The organism is Variovorax sp. LjRoot84 (assembly GCF_964254305.1).
GTDB lineage: Bacteria > Pseudomonadota > Gammaproteobacteria > Burkholderiales > Burkholderiaceae_C > Variovorax.
This window is the reverse complement of sequence record NZ_CAXUTE020000001.1, coordinates 2,253,969-2,278,851: the sequence shown is the minus strand read 5'-3', so window position 1 is coordinate 2,278,851 and position 24,883 is coordinate 2,253,969. Positions and strand designations below refer to the sequence as shown.

The window sequence follows — 24,883 nt, the reverse complement described above, 5'->3', positions numbered from 1 at the left end:
GGCCTATTCAGGCCGGCGCGCCGCGGCAAGAGGCCAGCGCATCGAGCGCGGGCTTGTAGCTCGGCGTCTTCACGTCCATCAGGCCCAGCACCGTGTGATAGAGGTTGTCGTGCGTGAGCGGCGTGTCGAGCCCCGCCTCCATGCATGAACGCGAGAGCTTGTCGCGCGCGCTCATGCCCTCGCCGAACCACGCGATCATCGGTATGTGCTTCTGCACCTCGGGCGCAAAGCTGTAGGGCACGCCATGCAGGAACAGCCCGTACTCGCCCAGCGATTCGCCATGATCGCTGAGATAGAGCAATGCGGGGTCGTAGCTCTTGGACTGTGCCTTCAGCCAGTCGATGGTCTTGCCGAGAAAGCGGTCGGTGTAGGCGATGGAATTGTCAAAGCCGTTGATCAGCTCGGGGTGGCTGCATTCGGCCAGCGCGTTGCTCTTGCACTCGGGCAGGAAGCGCTTGGCATCGGGCGAAGAGCGCTTGTAGTAGGCCGGGCCATGGCTGCCCATCTGGTGCATGACCAGCACCACGCCCTTGCCGCGGCGCTCGGCCGGCAAGGCGGCCAGGCGCGCATCCAGGCCATGGAGCATGACGTCGTCGAGGCATTCGTCGCCTTCGCAAAGCGCGCTCTTCACGCTCGGGTCGACGGTGTCGAAGGCCGACGCGTGCGGCACGCGGTCGCAGACGCCCTTGCAGCCGCCGGCCTGGTTGTCGAGCCAGAACACCGCAAGGCCGGCGGCCTGCAGCACGTCCATCAGGTTCTCGTACTCGTCCTTGCGCGCCTCGAAGGCGGTCTTGCCCAGCGGCGAGAACATGCAGGGCACAGAGGCCAGCGTGTTGGTGCCGCAGGAATGAACGTCACGCCAGCTCAGCACCTTGCGCGCCGCGAGTGCCGGCGTGGTGTCGCGCGCATAGCCGTTCAGCGCAAAGTGGTCGGCCCGCGCCGTCTCGCCCACCATCAGCACGAAGAGCGGCGGCCGGGCCTGCGCCGCATAGCTGGCGCCCAGTGCCGCGCCGCCGGACACCGGGATCAGCTTGCGGCTGTGCTTGAACATCGGCCTGATGGCGACCGCGCTGGCCGAATAGATGCTGGCCAGCGGATTCATCATGTAGCGCAGGTGGACGTTGTTGCGCATCAGCGGCGCGAGCTCCCGGCCCATCGCCAGCGCACCGCCCACCGCCACGGCCACCGCTGCGACGAGCAGCAGCGCATTGCGCCAGGCTTGCGAGACGAAGCGCATCGGGACGACCTGCACGCGCCACAGCGCCCAGGCAGGCAAGGCGGCGACCAGCAGCACGTGGAACAGCAGGCGCCAGCTCAGCAGGTCGTTCACCTCGTGGGCATCGGTCTGCATCGCGTTGGCCAGCATGCTGGGGTCCATCACCACCCGGTAGCTCTGCATGTAGTGCTGGGCCACGGCGGCGACCACGACGACGGCGAACCAGACCGGCTTCATCCAGCGCGACCAGGCGGTGAAGGACAAGAGCGCGACGCTGCCGCAGACGATGAGCAGCGCCATTGCCGCGATCGACGGCAGGTACATGCTCGGCGCACCGCCGATGCGCGCTAGCTCGTTCCACAATGGCCAGTTGGCGGCCAGGGCCAGGTAGAGGCTCAGCCAGACGACCACGCTGCGCGCCGAGCGCGGGCGCGCGAGCCAGGCATCGATGCGCTGCCAGAGCGGCGTGGACGCATCTGCCGCGGTCCCTTGCGCCGGCCGGGCGGCAGTCAGGTCATGAGCGGAATGGGGGAAGGAGCGAGCATTCGAAACAGGCATCCAGCGAGTCTGGAAACCTGGACTGAAAACTCACTGAATGCGCAGCTCAGGATTCGTTCAGCTTCGGAAGGCCGGCCAGCCGCGCAACCCCGGCCGGACCCCGGTGCACGAAGGCATCGATCGCGAAGCCTACCGTCCAGCAGATCCACGCGGTCCAGAGCGTGTGGCTCATGTAGTGGGCGCCGCGCAGCTGCTGCACCAGCCCCAGCAGCAGCCCGGCAGCGAGCGCGCCGAAGAGCCATCTTCGCGCCACCGCGGGCGCGGCGCGGCGCCATGCGAACCAGCCGCCCGCATAGGCAAAGGCCGCAGACGCGTGGCCGGCCGGAAAGCAGCCGCCCGGGCCGCCGTCCTGCACGCCCCACGACCAGTGGGAGACGTAGTGCGCGACCCCGCCGAAGAGCTGGAGGTCCCAGGGACAGCTGGTATGGCTCGTAGTCTTGACCAGCGAGACGGCCAGCACGGAGGCCAGCACGGTGAATGCCAGCTGTGCTCTTTCGCGCATGCGCAGCAGGCGCAGGATGCCGATGGGCCAGCGGATGCCGGCAAACAGCGCGAGCACCATCAGCCAGCTCAGGGACCGCGCGCCCTCGTGCACGACCTGGACCAGGAACCAGTCGCTGCGCCACGGAAAACCCATCGGCGTGCCCGCCATCGCCGCGAGCTTCAGGTCGAGGCCGGTGGCATCCCAGAGCAGGAGAAGAGCCAGTGTCAGAAGAATCCAGGCGAGCGGACGAGCGGCAAGGGAACGGATCATGCGCGGCCAAGCTTAGGGTCCGCGCCTGAACTGAATCTGAAGCGACGGCCGCACTAGACTCCCCTCTTTTGAGATAAGAGCGAGGCGACGTGCGCATATTGCTGGTCGAAGACGATGCCGCCCTGGCGGGCGCGGTCTGCAGCTACCTGATGGCCAAGGCCTTCGTGGTCGACGTGGCGCCCGGCCTCGCGGACGCGCGCGCCGCGCTGGCGGCTGTGCAGTACGCGGCCGTGTTGCTCGACCTGCACCTGAGCGACGGCGACGGGCTCTCGCTGCTGCCGGACGTGCGGGCGCTGCGCGAGCGCCCGATCGTGATCGTGCTCACCGCCCGCGACCAGGTGACCGACCGCATCCGCGGCCTCGACGCCGGTGCCGACGACTACCTTATCAAGCCCTACGACCCCGCGGAGCTGTTGGCGCGCTTGCGGGCCGTCGAGCGGCGGCGCAGCACCACCAGCTCGCCCGTGCTGAAGCTCGGCACGCTCGAGATCGACCTGGCGCGCGACCTGGTGCGCAAGAACGGTCTTCCGATCACGCTGACGCAAAAAGAGTGGGCGCTGCTGCGCGTGATGGCGACGCGGCCCGAACGCATCCACACGCGCGAGAACCTGGCCGACGCGCTCTACGGCTTCGGGGACGAGGCCGACAGCAACACGCTGGAAGTGTTCATCAGCCGCCTCCGGCGCAAGCTCGGCCGCAGCCACATCCAGACCCTGCGCGGCCTGGGCTACCGGCTTTCCTTCTCGCCCGAAGACGACGACGAATGAAGCTGAACTTCCTGCAGCAGGCGGGCGCGGAGCTCGGCACGCGCGATTCGCTCGCCGGCCGGCTGACCCGCACCCTCATCGTCTGGGTCGGCGGCGTCTGGCTTCTGTGCGTGCTGGGCGTGGTCTGGTATGTGGACCGCGAGATCAACCACAACTTCGACAGCGAACTGGTGGAAGTCTCGCACCGCATGTTCGACATGGCGGTGCACGAGCTCGACAAGCTCCGAAGCGAGCGCGGCGAGACGCGCACGCCGCTGATCGCGCCGCCGCAGCTGTTTCCGACCGATGCGGTGCTGTACCAGGTGGTCGACCTGCACGAGCGCGTACTGCTGCGCTCCGCCGAGTCGCCGCCCAACGCCTTCGACGTTCCGCTGGCGGCCGGCTTTGCCAATGCCGAGGCCTGGCGGATCTACACCGTGCGGCATCCCTCGCGCGATCTCTTCTTCCAGGTCGCCGACCCGCTGGACGAGCGCCGCACCGCGCTCAACCGCACCCTGTTCGGCCTGATCGTGCCGCTGTTCGCCGTGCTGCCGCTCCTGGCGCTGGTGCTGCGCAACGTGGCGCGCACCGAGCTGCGCGCGCTGCAGCAGCTCGCCGGCGAGATCGCGCAGCGCAGCGGCACCGACCTGCGCCCGATCGGGCTCCCCGGCCTGCCGCAGGAGCTGCGCACGGTCGGCGACCATGTCAACCGCCTGCTCGAGCGCCTCTCGCAGGCGCTCGATGTCGAGCGCGCGCTGGCCGCGAATGCGGCGCACGAGCTGCGCACGCCGCTCGCGGCGGCGCGGCTGCGGCTGCAGACCGCGCTCGAGCACGAACTGCGGCGCGACGATGTCGAGGCCGCGCTCGATGCGCTGCAGATGCTCGGCCACCGCACCGAGAAGCTGCTGCAACTTTCCAGGGCCGAATCGGCCGCCTCGCTGACGCGCACGAAGACCGACCTGGTCCAGCTGGCCGGCACGGTGGCGCAGGAGTTCTGGCAGGACCCGCGCGTGAACGAGCGCCTGTCGCTCAAGGTGCCGGACACCGAGCCGCCGGTCGCGCTCGGCGACGTCGACGCGCTGGCGATCGCGCTGCGCAACCTGGTGGAGAACGCGCTGCGCTACGGCCGCGGCCGCGTCGTGATCGAGGTGATGCAGCCCTGCACGCTGGCCGTGCGCGACTTCGGCCCGGGCGTCGGCGAGGTCGAGCTGCGCACGCTGCAGCAGCGCCACGTGCGCCACAGCTCCAATCGTGCGGGCTACGGGCTGGGGCTGTCGATCGTCGGCACCATCGTCGAGAAGCATGGGGCACGGCTCGAACTGATGTCGCCGCCGCCGGGGGCGGCGACAGGCTTCGAGGCGCGCATCGTGTTGAGTCCGGCATGAAGGGCTGAAGGAGCCAGGGCTGACGACGAGTAGGACACCTCCCGCTTGCTCTATGGCGCATGGCTGAATTGCGCGGCGAGCACGCGCATGCAGAATATGTTCACGGACTCGGCAACACCCATCGCGGCACTCCGAGACTGCGAAAGGCCCTCCTGCGCGAACGAAAGTTGGCGGAGGGCCTTTTGTTGCTCCCTAGCTGACGATCGAGCGCAGCCAGTCCGGCAGCGGCAGCGCCTTCTGCTTCGGAAAGTCGACCCACATCGTGGTCGCGCCGCCGGCCGCGCAGATCACCTCGGGCGCATCGGTCCGGGCCATGGTGGCCCAGCTCTCGAAGGTGGTGCGGCCCGGGTCGCTCACGTACATCTTGACCAGCACGTCGCCCGGGTATTCGAGCTGCTTGTAGAAGTTGCAGAAGGCATTGACGATCACCATGCCCTGCCCGTCCGGTGCGGGCTCGGCGCCCAGCGAGTGGAACCAGTCGATGCGCGCCGTCTCGAGGTAGCGGAAGTAGCTGGCATTATTGAGATGGCCCATCGCGTCCATGTCGCCCCAGCGGATCGGGATCGTCATTTCGTAGACGAGCTTCTTGATTTCGGGAATTTCGATTCTCATCGGTGTGCCTTGATGGATGCGAGGATGCCGAGGACGAACAGCAACGCGGCCGTCAGCTCGATGGCATGCGGCCAGCGCCCGTCCCACAAAAAAGAATAAAGCAAGGCGAACAAGGTCTCGCTCACGATCAGCTGACCACACAAGCTCGCGGAAAGCCGCTGGCTCGCGACGTTCCAGAGCACCGTCGCCAGCCACGAAGACCCGAGGCCGCCGGCCAGCGCAAGCAGCACGAACAGCTTGCCCTCGGGCTGTGTGCGCAACGTGGCCATGTCGGAGCCCGCGACCAGCCACAGCACGAAGGCACCAAGGCCGGTCGCGATGCCGAGCCAGTTGGCCCAGTCGGCCGCGTGCACCTCGGGATGCCGCTTGAGCCAGGCCGCGTTCAGGAGGCCGAAAGCCGTCCAGCTCGCCATCGCGAGCAGCGCCAGCACCAGGCCCCAGCCGAAGTGCGCACCGCTCGCGCCGCCTTCCGGCCAGGCACTCGCGACCATCAGCGCGATGCCCGCGGCCGTGAGAGCCAGTCCCGGCACCAGGGCCTGCAGCGCCAAGCCGGCCGGACGGCCCAGCAACATCATCCAGACCGGGATGGTGCCGATGATCAGGCTCGACACCTCGGTGCCCGCGGCCACGATCGAGAAGGCCAGCAGCAGGTAGTAGCCGGTGAAGCCGAGTCCGCTGAGGCCGAGCACGGTGAGCGCCTGGCGCGCGCGGGGCCAGCGCCGCTCGGCCGGCCGCCACCAGACCGCCAGCCCCGCGACCGCGCCGAAGACGATGAAGCGCGCGGCCGTGATGTCCACCATGCCGAAATGCCCCACCATGCGCGGCGCCACGAACACCAGCCCCCAGAGCGCACCCGCGGCCAGACCGGCCGCGATGCCGATGAGCGCGCGCGGACTCAGAGCGCGAATCCGTCGTCGGCCGCGATCACCGCGCCATTGACGAAATGGCTCTGGCCGCTGGCCAGCAGCACGATCAGTCCGTCCAGGTCTTCGGGCTTGCCCACGCGCTTGCGCGGCAGCATGCCCACCAGCTTCTGGCCGTCGTCGGAGGCGAAGTGCTCTTCGTTGAGGTCGGTCGTGATGTAGCCCGGGCACAGCGCGTTGACGTTGATGCCGAAGCGGCCCCACTCGAGCGCCATCGCCTTGGTCATCTGCACCACCGCCGCCTTGCTCATGCAATAGACACCGATCTTCGGCAGCACCTTCAAAGCAGCTACCGAAGCGATGTTGATGATGCGCCCGCCGATGTAGGTGCCGGGCGCCGCACCCTTGGCGCGCGCCAGCATGCGTTTGCCGACTTCCTGGGCAACGAAGAAAGAGCCCTTGACATTGGCGTCGAAGATGAAGTCGTAGTCCTCGGCCTTCACCTCTTCGAGGCGCTGCGTGGTGCTCACGCCCGAGTTGTTGACCAGGATGTCGATCGGCCCGACCTCCGTCTCGGCGCGTGCCACCGCGGCCTTGATGCTGTCGATGCTTGTCACGTCGAGCTCGACCACGTGGGCGTCGCCGCCCTCGCCCTCGATGCGCGCGCGCAGTTCCTTGAGCTTGTCGGTGTGACGGCTGGCCAATACCACTGCGGCGCCCGCGCGCGCCAGCGTCTTGGCGAACTGCGCGCCGAGACCGCTCGACGCACCCGTGACGAAGGCCACGCGGCCCGAAAGATCGATGCTGTAAGCCATGGGGAAAGTCCTGTTGGAGTCGCCGATGCGACGGGCCTAAAGCCGCTCCGGGCGCCGCATAAAATGGCCCGGCCCCTTCGCGGTGCCTCGCACCTTCAAATCATTATCGACGAGACCCCACATGACGCATGACGAAATACTTGCCCGGTTCGGCCCCCGCGAAGCGATGGAATACGACGTGGTCGTGGTCGGCGCCGGTCCTGCCGGCCTCGCCACCGCCATCCACCTGAAGCAGCTGGCCGCCTCGCACCACAAGGAGATCTCGGTCGTGGTGCTCGAGAAGGGCTCGGAGCCCGGCGCCCACATCCTGTCGGGCGCGATCATGGATCCGCGCGCGCTCTACGAACTGCTGCCCGACTGGGAGGAGCTCGGCGCGCCGCTCAACCAGCCAGTCACGCGGGACACCTTCCTGATGCTCTCCGAAACCGGCGCCACGCGCACGCCCGACTTCCTCTTGCCCAAGGTCTTCCACAACGAAGGCAACTACATCGTGAGCCTGGGCAACGTGGTGCGCTGGCTCGCGCAGCAGGCCGAGGGCCTGGGCGTCGAGATCTTCGCCGGCTTTCCGGCGGCCGAGGTGCTCTACACCGAAGACGGCAAGGTGCGCGGCGTGGCCACCGGCAACATGGGGATCGGCAAAGATGGCGAGCCGACCGAGAATTTCCAGCTCGGCATGGAGCTGCATGCCAAGTACACGGTGTTCGCCGAAGGCGCGCGCGGCCACCTGGGCCGCCAGTTGATCGCCAAGTACAAGCTCGATGCCGGCAAGGATCCGCAGAGCTACGGCATCGGCATCAAGGAGCTGTGGGAGATCGACCCCGCGCGCCACGAGCCCGGCCTGGCCGTGCACACCGCGGGCTGGCCGCTGCCGCCGGACACCTACGGCGGCTCCTTCGTCTACCACGCCGAGAACAACCAGCTGATCATCGGCTACGTGGTCGGCCTCGACTACCAGAACCCGCACCTGAGCCCCTTCGAGGAGTTCCAGCGCTTCAAGACGCATCCCAACATCCGCTGGTACTTCGAAGGCCAGGACAAGGGCCTGAAGGCGCCCAAGCGTTTGAGCTACGGCGCGCGCGCCATCACCGCGGGCGGCCTGCTCTCGCTGCCCAAGACGGTGTTCCCGGGCGGCGTGCTGGTGGGCTGCGACGCCGGCTACCTCAACGCGAGCCGCATCAAGGGCAGCCATGCCGCGATCAAGACCGGCATGCTCGCGGCCGAGGCCGCCTACAACGCCGTGGTGGCCGGCCGCCAGCACGACGAGCTCACGGCCTACCCGGCCGCCTTCGAGAAGAGCTGGCTGCACAAGGAGCTCCACAAGGCGCGCAACTTCAAGCAGTGGTTCAAGAAGGGCCTGACGGTGGGCACGTTGATGACCGGCATCGAGCAGTACGTGCTGCGCGGCCACATCCCGTGGACCATCCACCGCCACCAGGCCGACCACGAGCGCCTCAAGAAGGCCTCGGCCTGCAAGAAGATCGCCTATCCCAAGCCGGACGGCAAGCTCACCTTCGACCGGCTCTCGTCGGTGTTCATCAGCAACACCAACCACGAGGAGAACCAGCCCGCCCACCTGACGCTGAAGAACGCCGCAGTGCCGACCGAGATCAACCTGCCCGAGTACGACGGTCCCGAAAGCCGCTATTGCCCGGCCGGCGTCTACGAGTTCGTGGAGGGCGAGAACGGCAAGCCGCGCCTGCAGATCAACGCGCAGAACTGCGTGCACTGCAAGACCTGCGACATCAAGGACCCGACGCAGAATATCGTCTGGGTCACGCCCGAGGGCGGCGGCGGGCCAAACTACGTCGGCATGTAGCAGCCGGCGATTTTTTTCGGACGCCGGTGCGTCCGATTCGCGAGCGGTGACGTAAGTGGGTGCAGGACAGCAATTGCGCTGTCCGCCAACCTCACCCCAAGGACCTCGACGTCATGAACATCACGCTCCATCGCATCCTCGCCGCCGTCAGCCTGGCGCTCGCCGCCAGCCAGGGTTTTGCCGCCGACTCGGTGCCCGCCCCGGCGCCGGCCGCCAAGGCCGCGCCGGCCGGCAACAAGCTCGCGCAGGCCCGGGCCCTCATTGCCGACAGCAAATGGGCCGCCGCCGTCAGCGAGCTCGAAAGAGTCAACGACAGCGCCAGCGCCGACTGGAACAACCTCATGGGTTTCAGCCTGCGCAAGTCCGGCACGGCCAAATGGGTCGCCTCCGAGAAGTACTACGACGCCGCCCTGCGCATCGACCCCGGCCACCGCGGCGCGCTGGAATACTCGGGCGAGCTGTACCTCTCGATGAACGATCTGCCCAGGGCCGAACAGCGCCTGGCGGCGCTGGGCCGGGCCTGCGGCATGTCCTGCCCGGAGTATGGCGATCTCAAGAGCTCGATCGAGAGCTACAAGGCCAACGGCAAGAAGAACTGAGCGCGGTGCACCTAGCGGGCTACCAGGAACACGTAGTCCGCGCTGTAGCGCTCCTTGCTGCGCTTGCCGGCATCGGCCTGCGTTTCGCAGCCCCTGGCCGGGGCGCTGCCGCCCACGGTGTTGATGCGCTGCACGCCGGTGACGCTCGCCATGCGGCCCGCGGTGCCGGCCGATTTCGCGGACAGCAGCAGCCATGGAATGTCGGACGCGCGCGGCGCATCGGCACGCGCTTTCACCGCCCCCAGCGTCTTGCTGCCGTCGAGCGCGGTCCAGTGCGGCCCGGCGCCATGCGTGCCCACCTTCTCGCCGCCCGGACCGAACAGGTCCGCTTCGGGCGCCACGAACTGCCAGGCCCAGCCGCCCTTCTCGGCGGCGCGGCACTCGTAGATCTGCGAGCCGGTGGCATGCCAGGTGAAAGCCGCGCGCTCGCCGGCGGGCGCCTGGATGGCGGCGGGCAAGGCCGCAGTGCGAGCGCTGGGATGGCCCGGCTCCGACATGGAAGAACAGGCGCCGAGCGCGGCGGCACCGAGCAGGGTCGCGGCAAGACGAGGGATTCGCGGATTCGATTTCATGGCATCTCCTGGGTCGATGGAATACTCGGCCGCATGAATAGAAATATTCTGAACCTTCAGCAGCTGATCGCCCAGGCGGCGCGCGGCGACCACGCCGCCTTCGCCGAGATGTACGAACGCACGCACGTGCATCTGTTCGGCATCGCGCTTCGCATGCTGGGTCAACGGCAAGTGGCCGAGGACGTGCTGCAGGAGGCTTATGTGAGCATCTGGAAGAACGCCGCCAGCTACCGCTCCAACATCGACGGGCAGGAGATCCAGCCGATCACCTGGCTGATCGCGATCGTCCGCAACAAGGCGATGGACGCGCTGCGCGTGCGCACGCGGCGCAACGAACATGCATGGACGGAACAGGACGAACACGAGCAGCAGCAGGAGAACGCGCACGCGCCCGACCCGGCGCCGAGCGCCATGCAGCTGCTCGAACAGGCGCTGCAGGCCCTGCACATCGAAGGCTGCATGTCCGCGCTGGACGGCAGCTTCCGCCAGAGCCTCGCACTCGCCTACTACCAGGGCCTGTCGCACAGCGAGGTGGCCGCGCAGATGAACGCGCCGCTGGGCACGGTGAAGGCCTGGATACGGCGCGGCCTGGACAAGCTGCGCGCCTGCCTCGCGACACAGGGGGTGGCGCCGTGAGATACACCGACACCCGATTGCTCGACGAGCTCGCGGCCGCCTATGTGCTGGGCACCCTGGCGGGCGGTGCGCGGCGGCGCTTCGAACGCCTGCAGCGCGACCGCAGCGACGTGCGCGGCCTGGTGGCGCAATGGGAAGAGCGGCTGGGGCGGCTGGCCCAGTCAGTGCCGCCGCAGCAGCCGTCGGCCGGACTCTGGCGCGCGATCGCGGCGCGCACGCAGCCTGCACCGGCGCGCTCGGGCTCGGTTTCGTCCTGGCTCAGGCCGGCCGGCTTCGGGCTGGGCGGCGTCGTTGCGGGCGTCATCGCTGCGAGCACCCTGTTCTTCGCAGCGCCGGGGCTTTTCGTGACGAGCGACCAGCTGGCCATGCGCTCGGGCGAGAGGCTGCCGCAAAGCTATGTGGGCGTGCTCACCGATGCGGCAGGCAACGGCAGGCTGCTGGTGAGCTCGCTGCGCCATGGCAGGACGCTGACCCTCAAGGTGCTGGGGCCGATCGCTTCCCTGGCCGAGGGAGAGCGCCTGGTGCTGTGGGCTGTGCCGGCGGAAGGGCCCGCGTTTGCAATGGGGGTGGTGCCGGCGAGCGGGACGGCGGTGTCCCTGCTGTCCGATACCTCGGAGAAGCTTCTTTCCAAGGTGTCGCGCTTGATCGTGACGCGGGAGACCGCTTCGGCGCCTGCGATGCCCAGCGCTGCGGTTGTTTTGAGTGGGAACTGCGCCAAGCTGTGGTGAGGTTCTTTGATTTGTGCTTTGCGCTTGATCTAAGGCCGGAGCCGGACCTTCAAAGGCCCAGTGCCCTCACCCCCACCCTCTCCCGGAGGGAGAGGGAGCAACAGTCATCGCCGGCACGCAACTGCGTCCGTGAAACTCCCGACGTGATGAAGCCTCCCATTGATGCATAGTCATACGTTTGCAACACGTCCACGCTCACAGGAGACTCCCCCCATGAAGTTGAACCGACTGGCCGCCGGCCTCGTCGTCGGCCTCGGTATGGCTTGCGCCGCATTTGCGCAGACCACCACGCTCAAGATCGGCTACGCGACCACCAAGGAATCGCACTACGGCGTCGGCTCCACCACTTTCTGCGACGAGGTCGAAAAAGGCACGCAAGGCCGCTACAAGTGCCAGCAGTTCCCCAACTCGGCACTCGGCGGCGAACGCGAGCAGATCGAGGCCGTGCAGCTGGGCACGCAGGACCTGGTCAACACCTCCACCGGCCCGGTCGGCAACTTCGTGCCCGAGGTCAAGATCGTCGACATCCCCTTCCTGTTCCGCGACTACGAGCACGCGCGCAAGGTGATGGACGGCCCGATCGGCCAGGACATCCTGGCCAAGTTCCCGAGCAAGGGCATCATCGCGCTGGCCTGGACCGAGAACGGCTTCCGCCACATGACCAACAGCAAGCGCGACATCGTGAAGCCGCAGGACGCCGCGGGCCTCAAGATGCGCACGATGGAGAACAAGGTGCACATGGACGGCTACCGCACCTTCGGCATCCTGCCGACGCCGATGGCCTTCCCCGAACTGTTCGGCGCGCTGCAGCAGGGCACGGTCGACGGCCAGGAGAACCCGATTCCCGTGATCCTGTCCTCCAAGTTCGCGCAGGTGCAGAAGCATCTCTCGCTGACCGGCCATGTCTACTCGCCGGCACTGCTGCTGCTATCGCCCAAGGTCTGGAACAAGCTGTCGGATGCCGACAAGAAGGTCTTCGTCGAAGCCGCCAGGAAGGCCGGCGCGGCGCAGCGCAAGAAGGTCAACGACGACGAGAACAGCGGCATCGCCCAGCTCGAGAAGGACGGCATGAAGGTCGTGCGCACCGTCGACGGTGCCGCCTTCCGCGAAGCGCTGAAGCCGGCCTACACCGGCTATGCCAAGGAATTCGGCGCCGACAACATCAAGAAGATCAGCGACGTCAAGTAGCGCGGCAACGCGCGTGCCGCGTTGCGGCACTCCCGCCCGGTGAACCCGCAGTGGCACCGGGCGGTTTTGTTTTGATATGAAAACCTTCGAACACTACTTTCTGGCCGCGAACCGCTGGGCGCTGATTCTGCTGCTCGCATCGATGTCGGTCATCATCTTCATCAACGTGGGGATGCGTTACCTCACGAGCAATTCGCTCGAATGGGCCGAAGAGGTTTCGCGCCACATGATGATCTGGCTCACCTTCCTCGGCGCCGGCCCGGTGCTGCGCTACGGCGGCCACATCGCGGTCGAGAACCTGCAGGACGCGCTGCCGCCCAGGGGCGCGGTCGCGGTCCGCGCCGTGGTCGCGGCGCTGCTCTTCGCCTTCTTCGGTTTCATGGTCTGGTACGGCTGGCTCTACATGGAGCGCACCATGTTCCAGCTGACCGCCGTCACGCAGATTCCCTTTGCCTACATCTACAGCGCGATGCCGATCGGCGGCGTGCTGCTCATCGTCCACTGGCTTTTGATCGTGCGCGGCTACGTGCAAAAGCGCGAGTTCGCGTCCGACGCGCACTTCGATGCGACCGCGAGCGCCTCGCTATGAACGCCAGCATCATCCTGATCCTGTCGGCCTGCCTGTTCCTCGCGATCGGCGTGCCCGTGGCCTTCGCGCTGGGCCTGGCCACGGCCGCGACGCTGATCCTCGCCGAGTCCTATCCGCTGATGGTGCTGCTGAAGGAAACCTTCACCGGCATCGACAGCTTCCCGCTGATGGCGGTGCCCTTCTTCATCCTGGCGGCCGAACTCATGAGCGGCGGCTCGCTGACCGAGGTGCTGCTGCGCTTCGCGGGCCAGTTCGTCGGCCACCGGCGCGGCGGGCTCGGCTACACCAACGTGGTCTCGCTCACCTTCTTCTCGGGCATCTCGGGCTCGGCGCTGGCCGATGCCGCGGGGCCGGGCTCGATGCTCATCAGGATGATGGAGAAGGCCGGCTACCACCGCTCCTACGCGGCGGCGCTGACGGCCTCGACCGCGATCGTCGGCCCGATCATTCCGCCCTCGATCATCATGATCATCTACGCGCTGCAGGACGACAGCGTGTCGGTCGGCAGCCTGTTCGTGGCCGGCCTCGTTCCCGGCCTGCTGATCGCGGTCGCGATGTGCGTGGTGAACTTCTACGTTTCCAAGCAGCGCAACTACCGCGGCGACGGCGGCATGCCGCCCTGGCGCGAAGTGCTGCTGACCACCTGGAAAGCCATCCCCGCCATCCTGCTGCCGGTGGTGATCCTCGGCGGCATGCGCGCCGGCTGGTTCACGCCCACCGAGGCCTCGGTGGTGGCGGTGTTCTATGCGCTGGTGTGCGGCAAGTTCGTCTACCGCACGCTCGAATGGAAGGCGCTGCCGGACATCCTCGCGCGCTCGGCGCTGCTGTCGGCCTCGGTGCTGATCATCATCGGGCTGTCGGCCTCCTTCGCCTGGATCCTGACCATCGAAGGCGTTCCCCAGTCCCTGGCCGAATGGCTGGTCAGCATGCAGCTCTCGCCGTGGATGTTCCTGATCATCGTGAACGTCTTCCTGCTGCTCTTCGGCATCTTCATCGAGCCCTTGCCCGGCGTGATGGTGCTGGCACCCATCCTCGCGCCGGTGGCCATCAAGCTCGGCATCGACCCGGTCCACTTCGCGATGATCGTGATCTACAACCTCACGCTCGGCATGATCACGCCGCCGGTAGGCGGCCTGCTGTTCGTGACCTGCAACGTCTCGAAGGTGCCGATGTCGCAGCTGGTGCGCGAGCTCGTGCCCTTCCTGTGGGCGCACGCGGCCGTGCTGCTGGTGCTGACCTTCGTTCCGGCGCTCAGCACCTGGCTGCCGCGTTTGTGGGGCTTCAAATAGCGGCAGCGGCCCGGTCATTCACGAGGATGTCATGCGGATCCCCGATGCTGCGGCGCTCGACCCCGAACGCCCGAGCATCCCATGTTCCTCATCAAGACCGAGAAAGCGCGCCAAGAACTCCAGCCGGGCCGCCGCACGCTGGGCCAGCGCGAGCGCGCCCTGCTGCTGATGGCCGACGGCCAGCGCTCGGTCACCGACTTCGGCCAGCTCTTCGGCAGCCGCGACGAGGCCGGCCGCGTGGCGCTGCACCTGGTGCAGGAGGGCTATCTGCATCGTTCGCAACCCGCTACGCCCGCCGTGGCGCCGCCGGTGCAGGCAGCTCCGGCGTCCGACGCGAGCCCCGAGCCGCCGGTCGCGGCGGATGTCTTCGACGGCAAGCGTTCGCTCGCCACCACGCGGATGTTCCTGTTCGACCTGTGCGAGCGCATGTTCGTCAGGCGCGATCCGATCCTGGCCGGGCAGTTCCGCGAGCTGCTGCGCGAAGCGCGCGACCGGGAGTCGATGCTGGCCGCCGCATCCGCCATGCTCGGCGAGATCGAGAAGCTCGCGGGTGCCGAGCGCGCCACGTCGATCCGCGAACGCATCGACAAGCTGCTGCCGCCCCAGCTCGTGCATTGAAACCGGCCCCGACGGCCGCCATGGCCGCATCCGGGCAAACTCGGCGTCTCCGCTGACAAGACGAGGAGGGATACTCGTCGCGTCGCGCCCATCCGGCGCCCCAACCCTCCCTTCTTTTTTCTGTCAACAGGCATGACGAACTACGGTTTTGTTCATCTGGAGTACGGGAGTCAGCATCGTGATCATTCGGTCCAGGTGCTGACCAAGCTGCGAAGGCAGTTGGCCGGCGAGAGCGATCGTGTCGTTCTCGCGATCGTCGACAACGCCAGGTCCACCGGAGGCGAAGCATTGCGCAATGCGGAATTCGAGGAGGGCTTCGTCATCGCAGGCGACAACTCCAACCGCGAATTCACTGGGTGGGACCAAGGAGTCGCAGCCATTCTTGCCCGCAGCGGCGAGCCCGACGTGTGGATCTTTTCGAACGACACCGTCGCGCGAAACCACGGATGGAGCGAACGCAGGGTGGCCGGCTTCGGCGGTGAAATCAAGAGGCTGGGGCTGCACCCGGGCCCGTGGCTCTTCGGCGAGATCAACGATTTTCCGCGCTCGACGATGACGCCGCTCGGTCCCCTGCTCGAATGGGTTTCGACCTACTGCTTCGCGATGAACGGCAACCTGCGCCGCCAGCTCGGTGCGCTTTCGCCGGGCAACGAATTCCTGGATTCGCTGGTCTACGACCGCTTCGAACCCGAGCACCGTCTGTTTCGCGACAGCGTCGACGAGGCCTATGTCGAATTCGTGTCAGCCTGGCTGATCAAGGACGAGAGCGATCCGTCCAGGCAGCGCAGATTCAAGTGGTCCCACGAATGGCACAAGGCCAGAGCGCTCTCGCCGGAGAACTTCGACGACCTGCGCATGAAGGCGCGCTGCGTTCTCTCGGAGAGCATGCTCAGCGTGCGCGCCCGGCAGCTGGGCGCCGACATCCGCTCGCCCTACGACGCGCGCAATGCCAGAGCGCACATTCGCAGCTCCCTGCAGCTCGTCGCCGACAAGCTGTGGGAGAAGTTTCTGCTCAGGCGGCTGCGCCTGGAGCGCTCCTGAGCGGCCAGGACCGGGCTCATCCCTTACACTCGGGCAGGTCAGGAGAGAGCCTCGCAGCGCGGGGCCGCCGAAGGCGCAGGTCCCCTCGAAAAACGGGCCCGAACGCTCAGGCAAAAGGACTGACGAAGCGCCCCATTTTCCGGGCGTTTCCTTGCTGGAGAGAGGCGGCGCATCGCGTTTTTTGTTCGCAGTGCCGTCCACCGAAGGAGCAAACCCCGATCGTGGGGCGAATCTCTCAGGTAAAGCGGACAGCAGGGGTGGCCCATGGCAAGAATGTCATGGATCTGGACTGCCCCTTTGGAGAGTGCCTTGGCCTCCGCATCCGACGATCTGCAAAAGACCCCGCTCTACGACCTGCACCTGGAGCTCGGCGCCCGCATGGTGCCCTTCGCGGGCTATGTGATGCCGGTGCAGTACCCCGCCGGCCTGATGGCCGAGCACAAGCACACGCGCGAGGCCGCCGGCCTGTTCGACATCTCCCACATGGGCCAGCTGCGCCTGGCTGGACCCGATGCCGCCGCCGCGTTCGAGAGCCTGATGCCGGTCGACGTGATCGGCCTGGCGCCGGGCAAGCAGCGCTACGGCCTGCTCTTGAACGACGAAGGCGGCATCCTCGACGACCTGATGTTCTTCAACGAAGGCCACGACTCGCTGTTCGTGATCGTCAATGGCGCCTGCAAGGTGGCCGACATCGCGCACATCCAGGCCAGGATCGGCGCGCGCTGCCAGGTGCTGCCGATGCCCGACCACGCCCTGCTGGCGCTGCAGGGCCCGCAGGCCGTGACCGCGCTGGCCCGGCTCGCGCCCGGCATCGAGCGCTTCGTCTTCATGACCGGCGGCGCGGTGCAGATCGGCGGCATCGCGGCCTTTGCCACGCGCAGCGGCTACACGGGCGAGGACGGTTTCGAGATCTCGGTGGCCGCCAAGGATGCCGAAGCGCTCGCGCGGCTGCTGCTCGCCCAGCCCGAGGTCAAGCCCGTCGGCCTGGGTGCGCGCAATTCGCTGCGGCTCGAAGCGGGCCTGTGCCTCTACGGCAACGACATCGACGAGACCACCACGCCGGTCGAAGCCTCGCTCAATTGGGCGATCCAGAAGGTGCGGCGCACCGGCGGTGCGCGCGAAGGCGGCTTTCCGGGCGCGGCCAAGGTGCTGGCGCAACTCACGGCGGCCAATGGCGTCGCAGGCCACCTGGACCACCACACGCTCAAGCGCAAGCGCGTCGGCCTGGTGGCGCTGGAGCGCGTGCCGGTGCGCGATGGCACGCTGCTCGAATCCTTCGAGGGCGCGCCCATCGGCCAGGTGACCAGCGGCCTGCTCGGCCCCACGGTCGACCGGCCAGTCGCGATGGCGTACGTCGCGCTCGCCTATGCCGAGCCCGGCACCCGCATCCAGGCCATCGTGCGCGGCAAGCCGGTGCCGATGGAGGTGAGCACCATGCCCTTCGTGCCGCAGCACTACTACCGCGGTTGAATTCTTTTCTTCAAGGAGCCTTTCATGAGCATCAAGTACACCAGGGACCACGAGTGGGTCCAGGCGGTCGGCGACGGCGTCGCCACCGTCGGCATCACCGTTCATGCGCAGGATGCGCTGGGCGACGTGGTCTTCGTCGACCTGCCGGAAGTCGGCAAGAGCTACAGCCAGGGCGATGTCGCCGGCGTGGTCGAGTCGGTCAAGGCGGCGGCCGACGTGTTCATGCCCATCACGGGCGAGATCACCGAAGTCAACGAGGCGCTGCGCGCCGACCCTTCGCTGGCCAACAGCGCGCCCGAAGCGGGCGGCTGGTTCTTCAAGATGAAGATCAGCGACGCCTCGCAGCTCGATGCACTGCTCGACGCCACCACCTATCAAAAGTTCGCCGACGAAAACTGAACCGAACACGCCAATGCCGAAGTCTTCCCTGCCCTCCCTCAGCGAACTCGAGAACGCCGAGGAATTCATCGCCCGCCATATCGGCATCGAGGCCGATGACGAAGCGCGCATGCTCGCCGCCGTCGGCTCGACCACCCGCGCCGAGCTGATCGACGGCATCGTGCCGCCGGCCATCCGCCGCACGAAGCCGATGCGCCTGCCCGCCTCGGTGACGGAGGCCGACGCGCTGGCCGAGCTGAAGGCCATTGCGGCGAAGAACAAGGTGGCGAAGAACTTCATCGGCCAGGGCTACTACGGCACCCACACGCCCGGCGTGATCCTGCGCAACGTGCTCGAAAACCCGGCCTGGTACACCGCCTACACGCCCTACCAGGCCGAGATTTCGCAGGGCCGCATGGAGGCACTGGTCAACTTCCAGACCATGGTGTGCGACCTCACCGGCATGGCCATCGCCAATGCCTCGATGCTCGACGAGGCCACGGCAGCGGCCGAGGCGATGACGCTCGCCAAGCGCAGCGTCAAGAGCAAGAGCAACGTGTTCCTGGTCTCGGGCGACTGCCATCCGCAGACCATCGAGGTCATCAGAACGCGCGCGGCGCCGCTCGGCATCGAGGTCAAGGTCAGCACCGTGTCGGAGACCCTGCCGCACCTGATGGCCAGCGGCGATTTCTTCGGCGCACTCGCACAGTACCCCTCGACCACCGGCCACGTGCACGACCTGCGCCCGCTCGCCGGCCACGCCCATGCGTGCGACGCCGCCTTCTGCGTGGCGGCCGACCTGCTGGCGCTCACGCTGCTGGCGCCGCCCGGCGAATGGGATGCCGACATCGTCTGCGGCACCACGCAGCGCTTCGGCATGCCGATGTGCAACGGCGGCCCGCACGCGGCCTATCTGGCCTGCCGCGACGAGTTCAAGCGCTCGCTGCCCGGCCGCCTGGTGGGCGTGAGCGTGGACACCCAAGGCCAGCCGGCCTACCGGCTCGCGCTGCAGACGCGCGAGCAGCACATCCGGCGCGAGAAGGCCACTTCCAACATCTGCACGGCGCAGGTGCTGCCGGCGGTGGTCGCGAGCATGTACGCGGTCTACCACGGGCCCGAAGGCCTGACGCGCATCGCGCAGCGCGTGGCTGCGCTCACCGCGGTGCTGGCGCAGGGCCTCGAACAGATGGGCCGCGAGCTGGCCAATGAGACCTCCTTCGACTCGCTCACCGTCAAGACCGGCGAGGACACGCCGAAAATCCAGGAGCGCGCGCAGGCGGCAAGCATCAATTTGCGCCAGCGCCTGCAGAACCACCTGGGCATTTCGCTCGACGAGACCACCACCCGCGCCGACATCGAGACGCTGTGGGCCCTGTTCGTGCCTGCCGGCACGCCGATGCCGCGCTTCGACGAGCTGGCCGGCAGCATCGCGCCGCGCATCCCCGAGGACCTGCGACGCACCAGCGCCTTCCTCACGCACCCGGTGTTCAACACCCACAAGAGCGAGACCGCGATGCTGCGCTACATCCGCAGCCTCTCCGACAAGGACCTGGCGCTCGACCGCAGCATGATCCCGCTCGGCAGCTGCACCATGAAGCTCAATGCGACCAGCGAGATGATCCCGATCACCTGGCCCGAGTTCGCCAACATCCATCCCTTCGCGCCGGCCGAGCAATTGCAGGGCTATGCGCAGCTCGACGCCCAGCTGCGCGCCTGGCTCTGCGAGGCCACCGGCTATGCGGGCATCAGCCTGCAGCCCAATGCCGGCTCGCAGGGCGAGTACGCCGGCCTGCTGGCGATCAAGGCCTTCCATGAAGCCAAGGGCGAAGGGCACCGCAACATCTGCCTGATCCCCTCCTCCGCGCACGGCACCAACCCGGCGAGCGCGCAGATGGTCGGCATGCAGGTGGTGGTGACGGCCTGCGACGCGCAAGGCAACGTCGACATGGACGACCTGAAGCGCGCCTGCGAGAAGCACGGCGACAAGCTGGCCGCGGTGATGATCACCTACCCCAGCACGCACGGCGTGTTCGAAACCCGCGTCAAGGAACTCTGCGAGATCGTGCATGCGCACGGCGGCCGCGTCTACGTGGACGGCGCCAACATGAACGCGCTGGTCGGCGTGGCGGCGCCCGGCGAGTTCGGCGGAGACGTGAGCCACCTGAACCTGCACAAGACCTTCTGCATTCCGCACGGCGGCGGCGGCCCGGGCGTCGGGCCGGTGTGCGTGGTCGAAGATCTCGTGCCTTATCTGCCGGGGCATGCGACGGCAGGCGTCGCGTCCAACGGCGTCGGCGCCGTGTCGGCCGCGCCGCTGGGCAATGCCGCGGTGCTGCCGATCAGCTGGATGTACTGCCGCATGATGGGTGCCGTGGGCCTGCAGGCCGCCACGGAGATCGCGATCCTGAGCGCCAACTACATCAGCTCCCGCCTCAAGGAGCACTACCCCACGCTCTATGCGAGCCCCAACGGCCACGTGGCGCACGAATGCATTCTCGACCTGCGACCGCTCAAGGACACGAGCGGCGTGACGGCCGAGGACGTGGCCAAGCGGCTGATCGACTACGGCTTCCACGCGCCGACGCTGAGCTTTCCGGTGCCGGGCACGCTGATGGTGGAGCCGACCGAGAGCGAACCGCTGGCCGAGCTCGACCGCTTCATCGACGCGATGATCGCGATCCGCGGCGAGATCCGCCGCGTCGAGGAAGGCGTCTGGCCCAAGGACGACAACCCGCTCAAGCATGCGCCGCACACCGCGGCCAGCCTGCTCGTGAGCGAATGGACGCATCCCTACTCGCGCGAGCTCGGCGCCTTTCCGCTTGCCACGCTCAAGGGGGCCAAGTACTGGCCGCCGGTCGGCCGCATCGACAACGTCTACGGCGACCGCAACCTGTTCTGCAGCTGCGTGCCGGTAGGCGAATACGCCTGATTGCACCCGTTCGGGCTGAGCTTGTCGAAGCCGGCCCCGTGCAACACATTTTTACAAAGAGCAGGGTCGCGCCTGTCGATCCCGCCGTCGCTGCTTCGACGTCCAGGTAGAGCCCCGATTCCAGCGGGCTCCCAACCCCAGGAGAAACGACATGCGATTCATGGTGATTGTGAAAGCGAGCAAGGATTCGGAAGCCGGCGTGATGCCCACCGAGCGGATGCTCACCGAGATGGGCAAATACAACGAAGAGCTCGTGAAGGCCGGCGTGATGCTGGCCGGCGAGGGACTGCAGCCGAGCTCGAAGGGCGCGCGGGTGCGGTTCGAAGGCAAGCAGCGCACCGTGATCGACGGGCCCTTCAGCGAAACCAAGGAGCTGGTCGCCGGCTACTGGCTGTGGCAGGTGCGCTCGAAGGACGAAGCGATCGAATGGCTCAAGCGCGCGCCCTTCACCGACAACGAAGAGGTCGAACTGCGCCAGGTCTTCGAGATGGAGGACTTCGGTGCCGAGTTCACGCCCGAACTGCGCGAGCAGGAAAAGCGCTTGATGGACGAGATCAAGAAAAAGAAGTGAAGCCACCCATCAAGTCAACGGAGATCCCAAGATGAAATTCATGGTCATTCGCAAGGCCGACCCGGACACCGAGGCCGGCGTGATGCCGACCGAGCAGCTGGTCACCGACATGCTCAAGTACAACGAGGAGATGATCAAGGCCGGCGTGATGCTCGACGGCATGGGGCTGCAGCCCAGCGTCAAGGGCGCGCGCGTCAAGTTCAGCAACGGCAAGCCGGCGGTGATCGACGGCCCCTTCACCGAGGCCAAGGAGCTGATCGCCGGCTTCAGCCTGATCCAGGTGAAGTCGCGCGAAGAAGCGATCGAGTGGGTCAAGCGCTGGCCGCCGATCGACGGCGGCGGCAACGTCGAGATCGAGATCCGGCAGGTGTACGAGGCCGAGGACTTCGGCGCCGAGTTCACGCCCGAGATGCGCAAGCACGAAGAGTGGCTGCGTGAAGCGGCCGAGAAACGCGCCTCGTCCGGCCACTGAGGGCCCTCGACGTATATCCTTGCGGCTCCTCGAAAAGGACTGCTCGGATGAGATACGTGATCCTGCGCAAAGCCGGCCCGCATGGCGAGGCCGGCCTTTTTCCGCCTCTTTCCCCGGTGCCCGGCATCGTGCTGCATGAAAGCGCCGAGCTGCAGCCCAGCGCCGCGGGCGTGCGCATCAGCTTCTCGGATAAGGGGCCGCAACAGACCCCGGGGCCGTTCACCGAATCGAAGCAAGTGGTCGCCGGCCTCAGCATCGTTGAGGCCGACTCGCAACAAACGGCGATCGACTGGTTGCGAGACGCGCCGGTCGGCGATGCCGAAGCCGAATTCGAGATCCGTGAAACCGGCTGCGCAGGCGGCCTGCCCGGCATCGACCCGTCGGCCGCCGCGACCAAGCCGCGCTTCCTGATCCTGGTGAAGGCCGATGCGGCCACCGAAGCCGAAGCGCCCAGCGACCCGGCGCGGCTGGCGGCCATGGCGCGGCGCAACGACGAAGGCGTGAAGGCCGGCCTGCTGCTCTCGGGCGACGGACTCCGATCGACCGCCAGGAGCACGCGCGTGAAGCTCGCAGGCGGCAGGACCAGCGTGATGGACGGGCCTTTCGCGGAAGCGAAGGAACTGGTCGCGGGCTACTGGCTGATCCAGGCCGATTCGCTGGACGAGGCGATCGCCTGGGTCCGTCGCTATCCCTACGCCCAGGAGCGGCCCGAAGTCGAGATTCGCCCGGTCGTATGGCCATGAACGCCGCCCGGCCGCCCGAAGGCGCTCGCACCGCAGCGCGAAGCGCGAAGGTACTCCAATGAACTTTCGCGACATCGACCTCTTCGCCGACCGCATGCTGGGCGGCGCACCCTTCATCGAAACCATCGCCGGTGCCGAGCTCGCGTCGAGCACCATCCAGGGCCGCGGCATGTTCGCCCGGCGTGCCTGGGCCACTGGCGAGCTGCTCTGCGTCCTCGACGGCCAGGTGGTCGACGTCACGCGCCACCCGGCCGTGATCGACGCGCTCGAATGGAACGCGCTGAGCCCGCAGCGGCTGCTGGTGCGCGCGCTGCGCACCAGCTACGGCTTCATCAACCACAGCGGCCGGCCCAACACCCGCATCGACGCCGACGGCCGCACGATGCGCGCCTGCAGGCCGATCGCGCCGGGCGACGAGCTGACGATGGACTATTTCGAGCAGCCCGTGCCGCCTGTGTACCTCGCAAGCCTCGAAGCGGCCGTGCTGAAGAAAAATTCCTGAAGGTCTTGTCGATTCCGGCGTCCCTGCTTCGACGTTCAAGAGAGAGCCACGCCATCCGGCTCTTCAACCCAACCGCAAGGAGTGACTGACATGCGATTCATGATGCTGATGATCCCCAAGGGCTACGAGAGCGCGCCCCCCGGCACCATGCCCGACGCGAAGGCGGTCGAGGCGATGATGAAATACAACAAGGCACTGAAGGACGCGGGCGTGCTGATCACGCTCGACGGCCTGCGCCCGCCCTCCGAGGGCGCGCGCGTCAGCTTCCCCGGCGGCAAGCCCAAGGTGACCGACGGCCCCTTCGCCGAGGCCAAGGAAGTGCTGGGTGGCTACTGGATGATCGATGTGAAGTCGCAGGAAGAGGCGATCGCCTGGGCCTCGCGCTGCCCGGCGTCGGAGAACGAGGTCATCGAGATCCGCCGGGTGCAGGAAATGGAAGACTTCCCGCCCGACGTGCAGAAGGCGGCCGAGGGCTTCGACCAGTTGCAGAAGCGCTGAAGCGATGACCACGCCGGACATTCACCGCACCATCAGCGCCGTCTGGCGCATCGAGTCCGCCCGGATCATCGGTGCGCTCGCGCGCATGGTGCGCGATGTCGGCGTGGCCGAGGAGCTGGCGCAGGACGCGCTGGTGGCCGCGCTCGAGCAATGGCCGCGCGAGGGCGTGCCGGACAACCCCGCCGCGTGGCTCATGCAGGCCTCCAAGCACCGCGCGCTGGACCTGCTGCGCCGGCGCAAGCTGCATGCGAGCAAGGAAGGCGAGATCGGCCGCGAGCTCGATGCGCAGCACGAGATGGCGGCGGCGGACTTCGCCGAGGCGGTCGATGCCGCACTCGACGACGACGTCGGCGACGACCTGCTGCGCCTGGTGTTCACGGCCTGCCACCCCGTGCTCTCGCCCGAGGCGCGCGTGGCGCTGACCCTGCGCATGCTGGGCGGCCTCACCACCGACGAGATCGCGCGCTCCTTCCTCGTGCCCGAACCCACCATCGCGCAGCGCATCGTGCGCGCCAAGCGCACGCTGGCCGCCGCGCGCGTGCCCTTCGAGGCACCGCGTGCGGACGAACTCGCAGCGCGCCTCGCCTCGGTGCTGGAGGTGGTCTACCTGGTGTTCAACGAGGGCTACTCGGCCACTGCCGGCGACGACTGGATGCGCCCCGCCCTGTGCGAGGAAGCGCTGCGCCTGGGCCGCATCCTGGCCGAGCTCGTGCCGGACGAACCGGAAGTGCACGGCCTGGTTGCGCTGATGGAGATCCAGGCCTCGCGCTCGGCCGCGCGCGTCGATGCCGAGGGCGAACCGGTGCTGCTGCTCGACCAGAACCGCGCGCGCTGGGACCAGCTGCTGATCCGGCGCGGCTTCGCGGCGCTGGCGCGGGCCGAGGCCCTTGGCGGCGCGCTCGGACCCTATGCGCTGCAGGCCGCGATCGCCGCCTGCCATGCGCGCGCGCGCACCGCACAGGAAACCGACTGGACGCGCATCGCAGCGCTCTACGAAGCGCTGTCGCAGCTCGCGCCCTCGCCCATCGTGGAGCTCAATCGCGCGGTCGCGCTCTCGATGGCTTTCGGCCCGGCCGTGGGCCTGGAGCTGGTCGATGCGCTGCGCGCCGAGCCGCAACTCAAGGGCTACCACCTGCTGCAGAGCGTGCGCGGCGACCTGCTCGCCAAGCTGGGCCGCAAGGCCGAGGCCTGCGCGGAGTTCAAGCACGCGGCATCGCTCACGCGCAACGCGCGCGAGCGCAAGCTGCTCCTGATGCGGGCGCTGGCCTGCTCGGGCAGCCCACCCTAGGTTGACA

At 67.6% G+C, this 24,883-nt stretch carries 26 protein-coding genes and 2 riboswitches; of the genes, 20 read left to right on the top strand and 6 right to left on the bottom strand.

What is annotated here, in order from left to right; all coding sequences use genetic code 11:
• Positions 1–7: 7 nt before the first annotated feature.
• Both ACSQ9I_RS11745 and ACSQ9I_RS11740 read right to left on the bottom strand, forming a co-directional pair.
• A complete protein-coding gene (locus ACSQ9I_RS11745; RefSeq protein ID WP_436313265.1) occupies positions 8–1,774 on the bottom strand; it encodes a phosphoethanolamine transferase in 1,767 nt (588 codons plus the stop codon).
• A gap of 46 nt (positions 1,775–1,820) precedes the next feature.
• Positions 1,821–2,528 carry a phosphatase PAP2 family protein gene (locus ACSQ9I_RS11740; RefSeq protein ID WP_436313264.1) on the bottom strand — a complete coding sequence of 236 codons (708 nt, stop codon included), beginning with the start codon at positions 2,526–2,528 and terminating at the stop codon, positions 1,821–1,823.
• A gap of 89 nt (positions 2,529–2,617) precedes the next feature.
• On the opposite strand from ACSQ9I_RS11740, the gene ACSQ9I_RS11735 reads away from it, so the two are divergent.
• Both ACSQ9I_RS11735 and ACSQ9I_RS11730 read left to right on the top strand, forming a co-directional pair.
• Complete coding sequence (locus tag ACSQ9I_RS11735; RefSeq protein ID WP_093109364.1) at positions 2,618–3,295, top strand: winged helix-turn-helix domain-containing protein; 678 nt, start codon at positions 2,618–2,620, stop codon at positions 3,293–3,295.
• The gene (locus tag ACSQ9I_RS11730) at positions 3,292–4,659 is read left to right on the top strand and encodes an ATP-binding protein (RefSeq protein ID WP_436303668.1); all 1,368 of its coding nucleotides are present in this window, start codon (positions 3,292–3,294) and stop codon (positions 4,657–4,659) included. The genes ACSQ9I_RS11735 and ACSQ9I_RS11730 overlap by 4 nt, the downstream gene beginning before the upstream one ends.
• Positions 4,660–4,851: 192 nt before the next feature.
• On the opposite strand, the gene ACSQ9I_RS11725 is transcribed toward ACSQ9I_RS11730, so the two are convergent.
• The 3 genes from ACSQ9I_RS11725 to ACSQ9I_RS11715 all read right to left on the bottom strand — a co-directional run bounded on the left by ACSQ9I_RS11725 (position 4,852) and on the right by ACSQ9I_RS11715 (position 6,949).
• Positions 4,852–5,271: an acyl-CoA thioesterase gene (locus ACSQ9I_RS11725; protein WP_093109366.1), complete on the bottom strand. Its 420-nt coding sequence runs from the start codon at positions 5,269–5,271 to the stop codon at positions 4,852–4,854.
• On the bottom strand, positions 5,268–6,089 hold the full coding sequence (locus ACSQ9I_RS11720) for a DMT family transporter (RefSeq protein WP_436313263.1): 822 nt from the start codon (positions 6,087–6,089) through the stop codon (positions 5,268–5,270). Before ACSQ9I_RS11720 ends, ACSQ9I_RS11725 begins: the two co-directional genes overlap by 4 nt.
• Positions 6,090–6,166: 77 nt before the next feature.
• The gene (locus ACSQ9I_RS11715; protein ID WP_093109367.1) at positions 6,167–6,949 is read right to left on the bottom strand and encodes an SDR family oxidoreductase; all 783 of its coding nucleotides are present in this window, start codon (positions 6,947–6,949) and stop codon (positions 6,167–6,169) included.
• A 121-nt stretch (positions 6,950–7,070) separates the two neighbouring features.
• Here ACSQ9I_RS11715 and ACSQ9I_RS11710 point away from each other — a divergent pair, with 121 nt between their 5' ends.
• Together ACSQ9I_RS11710 and ACSQ9I_RS11705 are read left to right on the top strand one after the other, a co-directional pair.
• On the top strand, positions 7,071–8,765 hold the full coding sequence (locus ACSQ9I_RS11710; protein ID WP_093109368.1) for an electron transfer flavoprotein-ubiquinone oxidoreductase: 1,695 nt from the start codon (positions 7,071–7,073) through the stop codon (positions 8,763–8,765).
• Positions 8,766–8,878: 113 nt separating this feature from the next.
• Positions 8,879–9,364 carry a tetratricopeptide repeat protein gene (locus ACSQ9I_RS11705; RefSeq protein WP_436313262.1) on the top strand — a complete coding sequence of 162 codons (486 nt, stop codon included), beginning with the start codon at positions 8,879–8,881 and terminating at the stop codon, positions 9,362–9,364.
• A gap of 11 nt (positions 9,365–9,375) precedes the next feature.
• Here ACSQ9I_RS11705 and ACSQ9I_RS11700 read toward each other — a convergent pair whose 3' ends face one another.
• The gene (locus ACSQ9I_RS11700; protein WP_093109370.1) at positions 9,376–9,936 is read right to left on the bottom strand and encodes a DUF3455 domain-containing protein; all 561 of its coding nucleotides are present in this window, start codon (positions 9,934–9,936) and stop codon (positions 9,376–9,378) included.
• A gap of 33 nt (positions 9,937–9,969) precedes the next feature.
• Here ACSQ9I_RS11700 and ACSQ9I_RS11695 point away from each other — a divergent pair, with 33 nt between their 5' ends.
• From ACSQ9I_RS11695 to ACSQ9I_RS11620, 16 genes are all read left to right on the top strand, one after another.
• Positions 9,970–10,572: an RNA polymerase sigma factor gene (locus ACSQ9I_RS11695; RefSeq protein WP_436313261.1), complete on the top strand. Its 603-nt coding sequence runs from the start codon at positions 9,970–9,972 to the stop codon at positions 10,570–10,572.
• Positions 10,569–11,300, top strand: coding sequence for an anti-sigma factor (locus ACSQ9I_RS11690; protein WP_436313260.1), 732 nt, complete (start codon positions 10,569–10,571; stop codon positions 11,298–11,300). The genes ACSQ9I_RS11695 and ACSQ9I_RS11690 overlap by 4 nt, the downstream gene beginning before the upstream one ends.
• A 213-nt stretch (positions 11,301–11,513) precedes the next feature.
• Positions 11,514–12,488: a TRAP transporter substrate-binding protein gene (locus ACSQ9I_RS11685; RefSeq protein WP_093109373.1), complete on the top strand. Its 975-nt coding sequence runs from the start codon at positions 11,514–11,516 to the stop codon at positions 12,486–12,488.
• 76 nt (positions 12,489–12,564) lie between these two features.
• A complete protein-coding gene (locus tag ACSQ9I_RS11680; RefSeq protein WP_436303662.1) occupies positions 12,565–13,077 on the top strand; it encodes a TRAP transporter small permease in 513 nt (170 codons plus the stop codon).
• On the top strand, positions 13,074–14,366 hold the full coding sequence (locus ACSQ9I_RS11675) for a TRAP transporter large permease (RefSeq protein ID WP_436313259.1): 1,293 nt from the start codon (positions 13,074–13,076) through the stop codon (positions 14,364–14,366). Before ACSQ9I_RS11680 ends, ACSQ9I_RS11675 begins: the two co-directional genes overlap by 4 nt.
• Before the next feature lie 81 nt (positions 14,367–14,447).
• A complete protein-coding gene (locus tag ACSQ9I_RS11670; RefSeq protein WP_436313258.1) occupies positions 14,448–14,984 on the top strand; it encodes a hypothetical protein in 537 nt (178 codons plus the stop codon).
• A gap of 132 nt (positions 14,985–15,116) precedes the next feature.
• Positions 15,117–16,025, top strand: a complete 909-nt coding sequence (locus ACSQ9I_RS11665; protein ID WP_436313257.1) for a hypothetical protein — start codon at positions 15,117–15,119, stop codon at positions 16,023–16,025.
• 37 nt (positions 16,026–16,062) lie between these two features.
• Positions 16,063–16,149: riboswitch (glycine riboswitch) on the top strand.
• Between the two features lie 20 nt (positions 16,150–16,169).
• Positions 16,170–16,287, top strand: a riboswitch (glycine riboswitch).
• A gap of 11 nt (positions 16,288–16,298) precedes the next feature.
• Positions 16,299–17,495, top strand: coding sequence for a glycine cleavage system aminomethyltransferase GcvT (gene gcvT / locus ACSQ9I_RS11660; protein WP_436306284.1), 1,197 nt, complete (start codon positions 16,299–16,301; stop codon positions 17,493–17,495).
• 24 nt (positions 17,496–17,519) lie between these two features.
• Positions 17,520–17,894, top strand: coding sequence for a glycine cleavage system protein GcvH (gene gcvH / locus ACSQ9I_RS11655; protein ID WP_436303657.1), 375 nt, complete (start codon positions 17,520–17,522; stop codon positions 17,892–17,894).
• Between the two features lie 13 nt (positions 17,895–17,907).
• On the top strand, positions 17,908–20,802 hold the full coding sequence (gene gcvP / locus ACSQ9I_RS11650; protein ID WP_093109380.1) for an aminomethyl-transferring glycine dehydrogenase: 2,895 nt from the start codon (positions 17,908–17,910) through the stop codon (positions 20,800–20,802).
• A gap of 151 nt (positions 20,803–20,953) precedes the next feature.
• Entirely contained in the window at positions 20,954–21,373 is a 420-nt protein-coding gene (locus ACSQ9I_RS11645; protein WP_436313256.1) for a YciI family protein, read from the top strand.
• Between the two features lie 31 nt (positions 21,374–21,404).
• Positions 21,405–21,845, top strand: a complete 441-nt coding sequence (locus tag ACSQ9I_RS11640) for a YciI family protein (protein ID WP_093109382.1) — start codon at positions 21,405–21,407, stop codon at positions 21,843–21,845.
• A 47-nt stretch (positions 21,846–21,892) separates the two neighbouring features.
• On the top strand, positions 21,893–22,588 hold the full coding sequence (locus tag ACSQ9I_RS11635) for a YciI family protein (protein ID WP_436313255.1): 696 nt from the start codon (positions 21,893–21,895) through the stop codon (positions 22,586–22,588).
• Positions 22,589–22,646: 58 nt separating this feature from the next.
• A complete protein-coding gene (locus ACSQ9I_RS11630; RefSeq protein ID WP_436295181.1) occupies positions 22,647–23,090 on the top strand; it encodes an SET domain-containing protein-lysine N-methyltransferase in 444 nt (147 codons plus the stop codon).
• Positions 23,091–23,180: 90 nt separating this feature from the next.
• Positions 23,181–23,588: a YciI family protein gene (locus tag ACSQ9I_RS11625; protein ID WP_093109385.1), complete on the top strand. Its 408-nt coding sequence runs from the start codon at positions 23,181–23,183 to the stop codon at positions 23,586–23,588.
• A gap of 4 nt (positions 23,589–23,592) precedes the next feature.
• The gene (locus tag ACSQ9I_RS11620; protein WP_436313254.1) at positions 23,593–24,876 is read left to right on the top strand and encodes an RNA polymerase sigma factor; all 1,284 of its coding nucleotides are present in this window, start codon (positions 23,593–23,595) and stop codon (positions 24,874–24,876) included.
• The last annotated feature ends 7 nt before the right edge of the window (positions 24,877–24,883 follow it).

What these genes read in the sequence shown, in the direction of transcription:
- ACSQ9I_RS11705 (WP_436313262.1), top strand. Translation starts at nt 8,879, where the DNA reads ATGAACATCACGCTCCATCGCATCCTCGCCGCCGTCAGCCTGGCGCTC.
- ACSQ9I_RS11700 (WP_093109370.1), bottom strand. Translation starts at nt 9,936, where the DNA reads ATGAAATCGAATCCGCGAATCCCTCGTCTTGCCGCGACCCTGCTCGGT.
- ACSQ9I_RS11645 (WP_436313256.1), top strand. Translation starts at nt 20,954, where the DNA reads ATGCGATTCATGGTGATTGTGAAAGCGAGCAAGGATTCGGAAGCCGGC.
- ACSQ9I_RS11725 (WP_093109366.1), bottom strand. Translation starts at nt 5,271, where the DNA reads ATGAGAATCGAAATTCCCGAAATCAAGAAGCTCGTCTACGAAATGACG.
- ACSQ9I_RS11620 (WP_436313254.1), top strand. Translation starts at nt 23,593, where the DNA reads ATGACCACGCCGGACATTCACCGCACCATCAGCGCCGTCTGGCGCATC.
- ACSQ9I_RS11730 (WP_436303668.1), top strand. Translation starts at nt 3,292, where the DNA reads ATGAAGCTGAACTTCCTGCAGCAGGCGGGCGCGGAGCTCGGCACGCGC.
- ACSQ9I_RS11680 (WP_436303662.1), top strand. Translation starts at nt 12,565, where the DNA reads ATGAAAACCTTCGAACACTACTTTCTGGCCGCGAACCGCTGGGCGCTG.
- ACSQ9I_RS11715 (WP_093109367.1), bottom strand. Translation starts at nt 6,949, where the DNA reads ATGGCTTACAGCATCGATCTTTCGGGCCGCGTGGCCTTCGTCACGGGT.
- ACSQ9I_RS11685 (WP_093109373.1), top strand. Translation starts at nt 11,514, where the DNA reads ATGAAGTTGAACCGACTGGCCGCCGGCCTCGTCGTCGGCCTCGGTATG.
- ACSQ9I_RS11720 (WP_436313263.1), bottom strand. Translation starts at nt 6,089, where the DNA reads ATGGTGGGGCATTTCGGCATGGTGGACATCACGGCCGCGCGCTTCATC.
- gcvT (WP_436306284.1), top strand. Translation starts at nt 16,299, where the DNA reads ATGTCATGGATCTGGACTGCCCCTTTGGAGAGTGCCTTGGCCTCCGCA.
- ACSQ9I_RS11640 (WP_093109382.1), top strand. Translation starts at nt 21,405, where the DNA reads ATGAAATTCATGGTCATTCGCAAGGCCGACCCGGACACCGAGGCCGGC.
- ACSQ9I_RS11625 (WP_093109385.1), top strand. Translation starts at nt 23,181, where the DNA reads ATGCGATTCATGATGCTGATGATCCCCAAGGGCTACGAGAGCGCGCCC.
- ACSQ9I_RS11740 (WP_436313264.1), bottom strand. Translation starts at nt 2,528, where the DNA reads ATGATCCGTTCCCTTGCCGCTCGTCCGCTCGCCTGGATTCTTCTGACA.
- ACSQ9I_RS11670 (WP_436313258.1), top strand. Translation starts at nt 14,448, where the DNA reads ATGTTCCTCATCAAGACCGAGAAAGCGCGCCAAGAACTCCAGCCGGGC.
- ACSQ9I_RS11675 (WP_436313259.1), top strand. Translation starts at nt 13,074, where the DNA reads ATGAACGCCAGCATCATCCTGATCCTGTCGGCCTGCCTGTTCCTCGCG.
- ACSQ9I_RS11635 (WP_436313255.1), top strand. Translation starts at nt 21,893, where the DNA reads ATGAGATACGTGATCCTGCGCAAAGCCGGCCCGCATGGCGAGGCCGGC.
- ACSQ9I_RS11695 (WP_436313261.1), top strand. Translation starts at nt 9,970, where the DNA reads ATGAATAGAAATATTCTGAACCTTCAGCAGCTGATCGCCCAGGCGGCG.
- ACSQ9I_RS11665 (WP_436313257.1), top strand. Translation starts at nt 15,117, where the DNA reads ATGACGAACTACGGTTTTGTTCATCTGGAGTACGGGAGTCAGCATCGT.
- ACSQ9I_RS11630 (WP_436295181.1), top strand. Translation starts at nt 22,647, where the DNA reads ATGAACTTTCGCGACATCGACCTCTTCGCCGACCGCATGCTGGGCGGC.
- ACSQ9I_RS11710 (WP_093109368.1), top strand. Translation starts at nt 7,071, where the DNA reads ATGACGCATGACGAAATACTTGCCCGGTTCGGCCCCCGCGAAGCGATG.
- gcvP (WP_093109380.1), top strand. Translation starts at nt 17,908, where the DNA reads ATGCCGAAGTCTTCCCTGCCCTCCCTCAGCGAACTCGAGAACGCCGAG.
- gcvH (WP_436303657.1), top strand. Translation starts at nt 17,520, where the DNA reads ATGAGCATCAAGTACACCAGGGACCACGAGTGGGTCCAGGCGGTCGGC.
- ACSQ9I_RS11745 (WP_436313265.1), bottom strand. Translation starts at nt 1,774, where the DNA reads ATGCCTGTTTCGAATGCTCGCTCCTTCCCCCATTCCGCTCATGACCTG.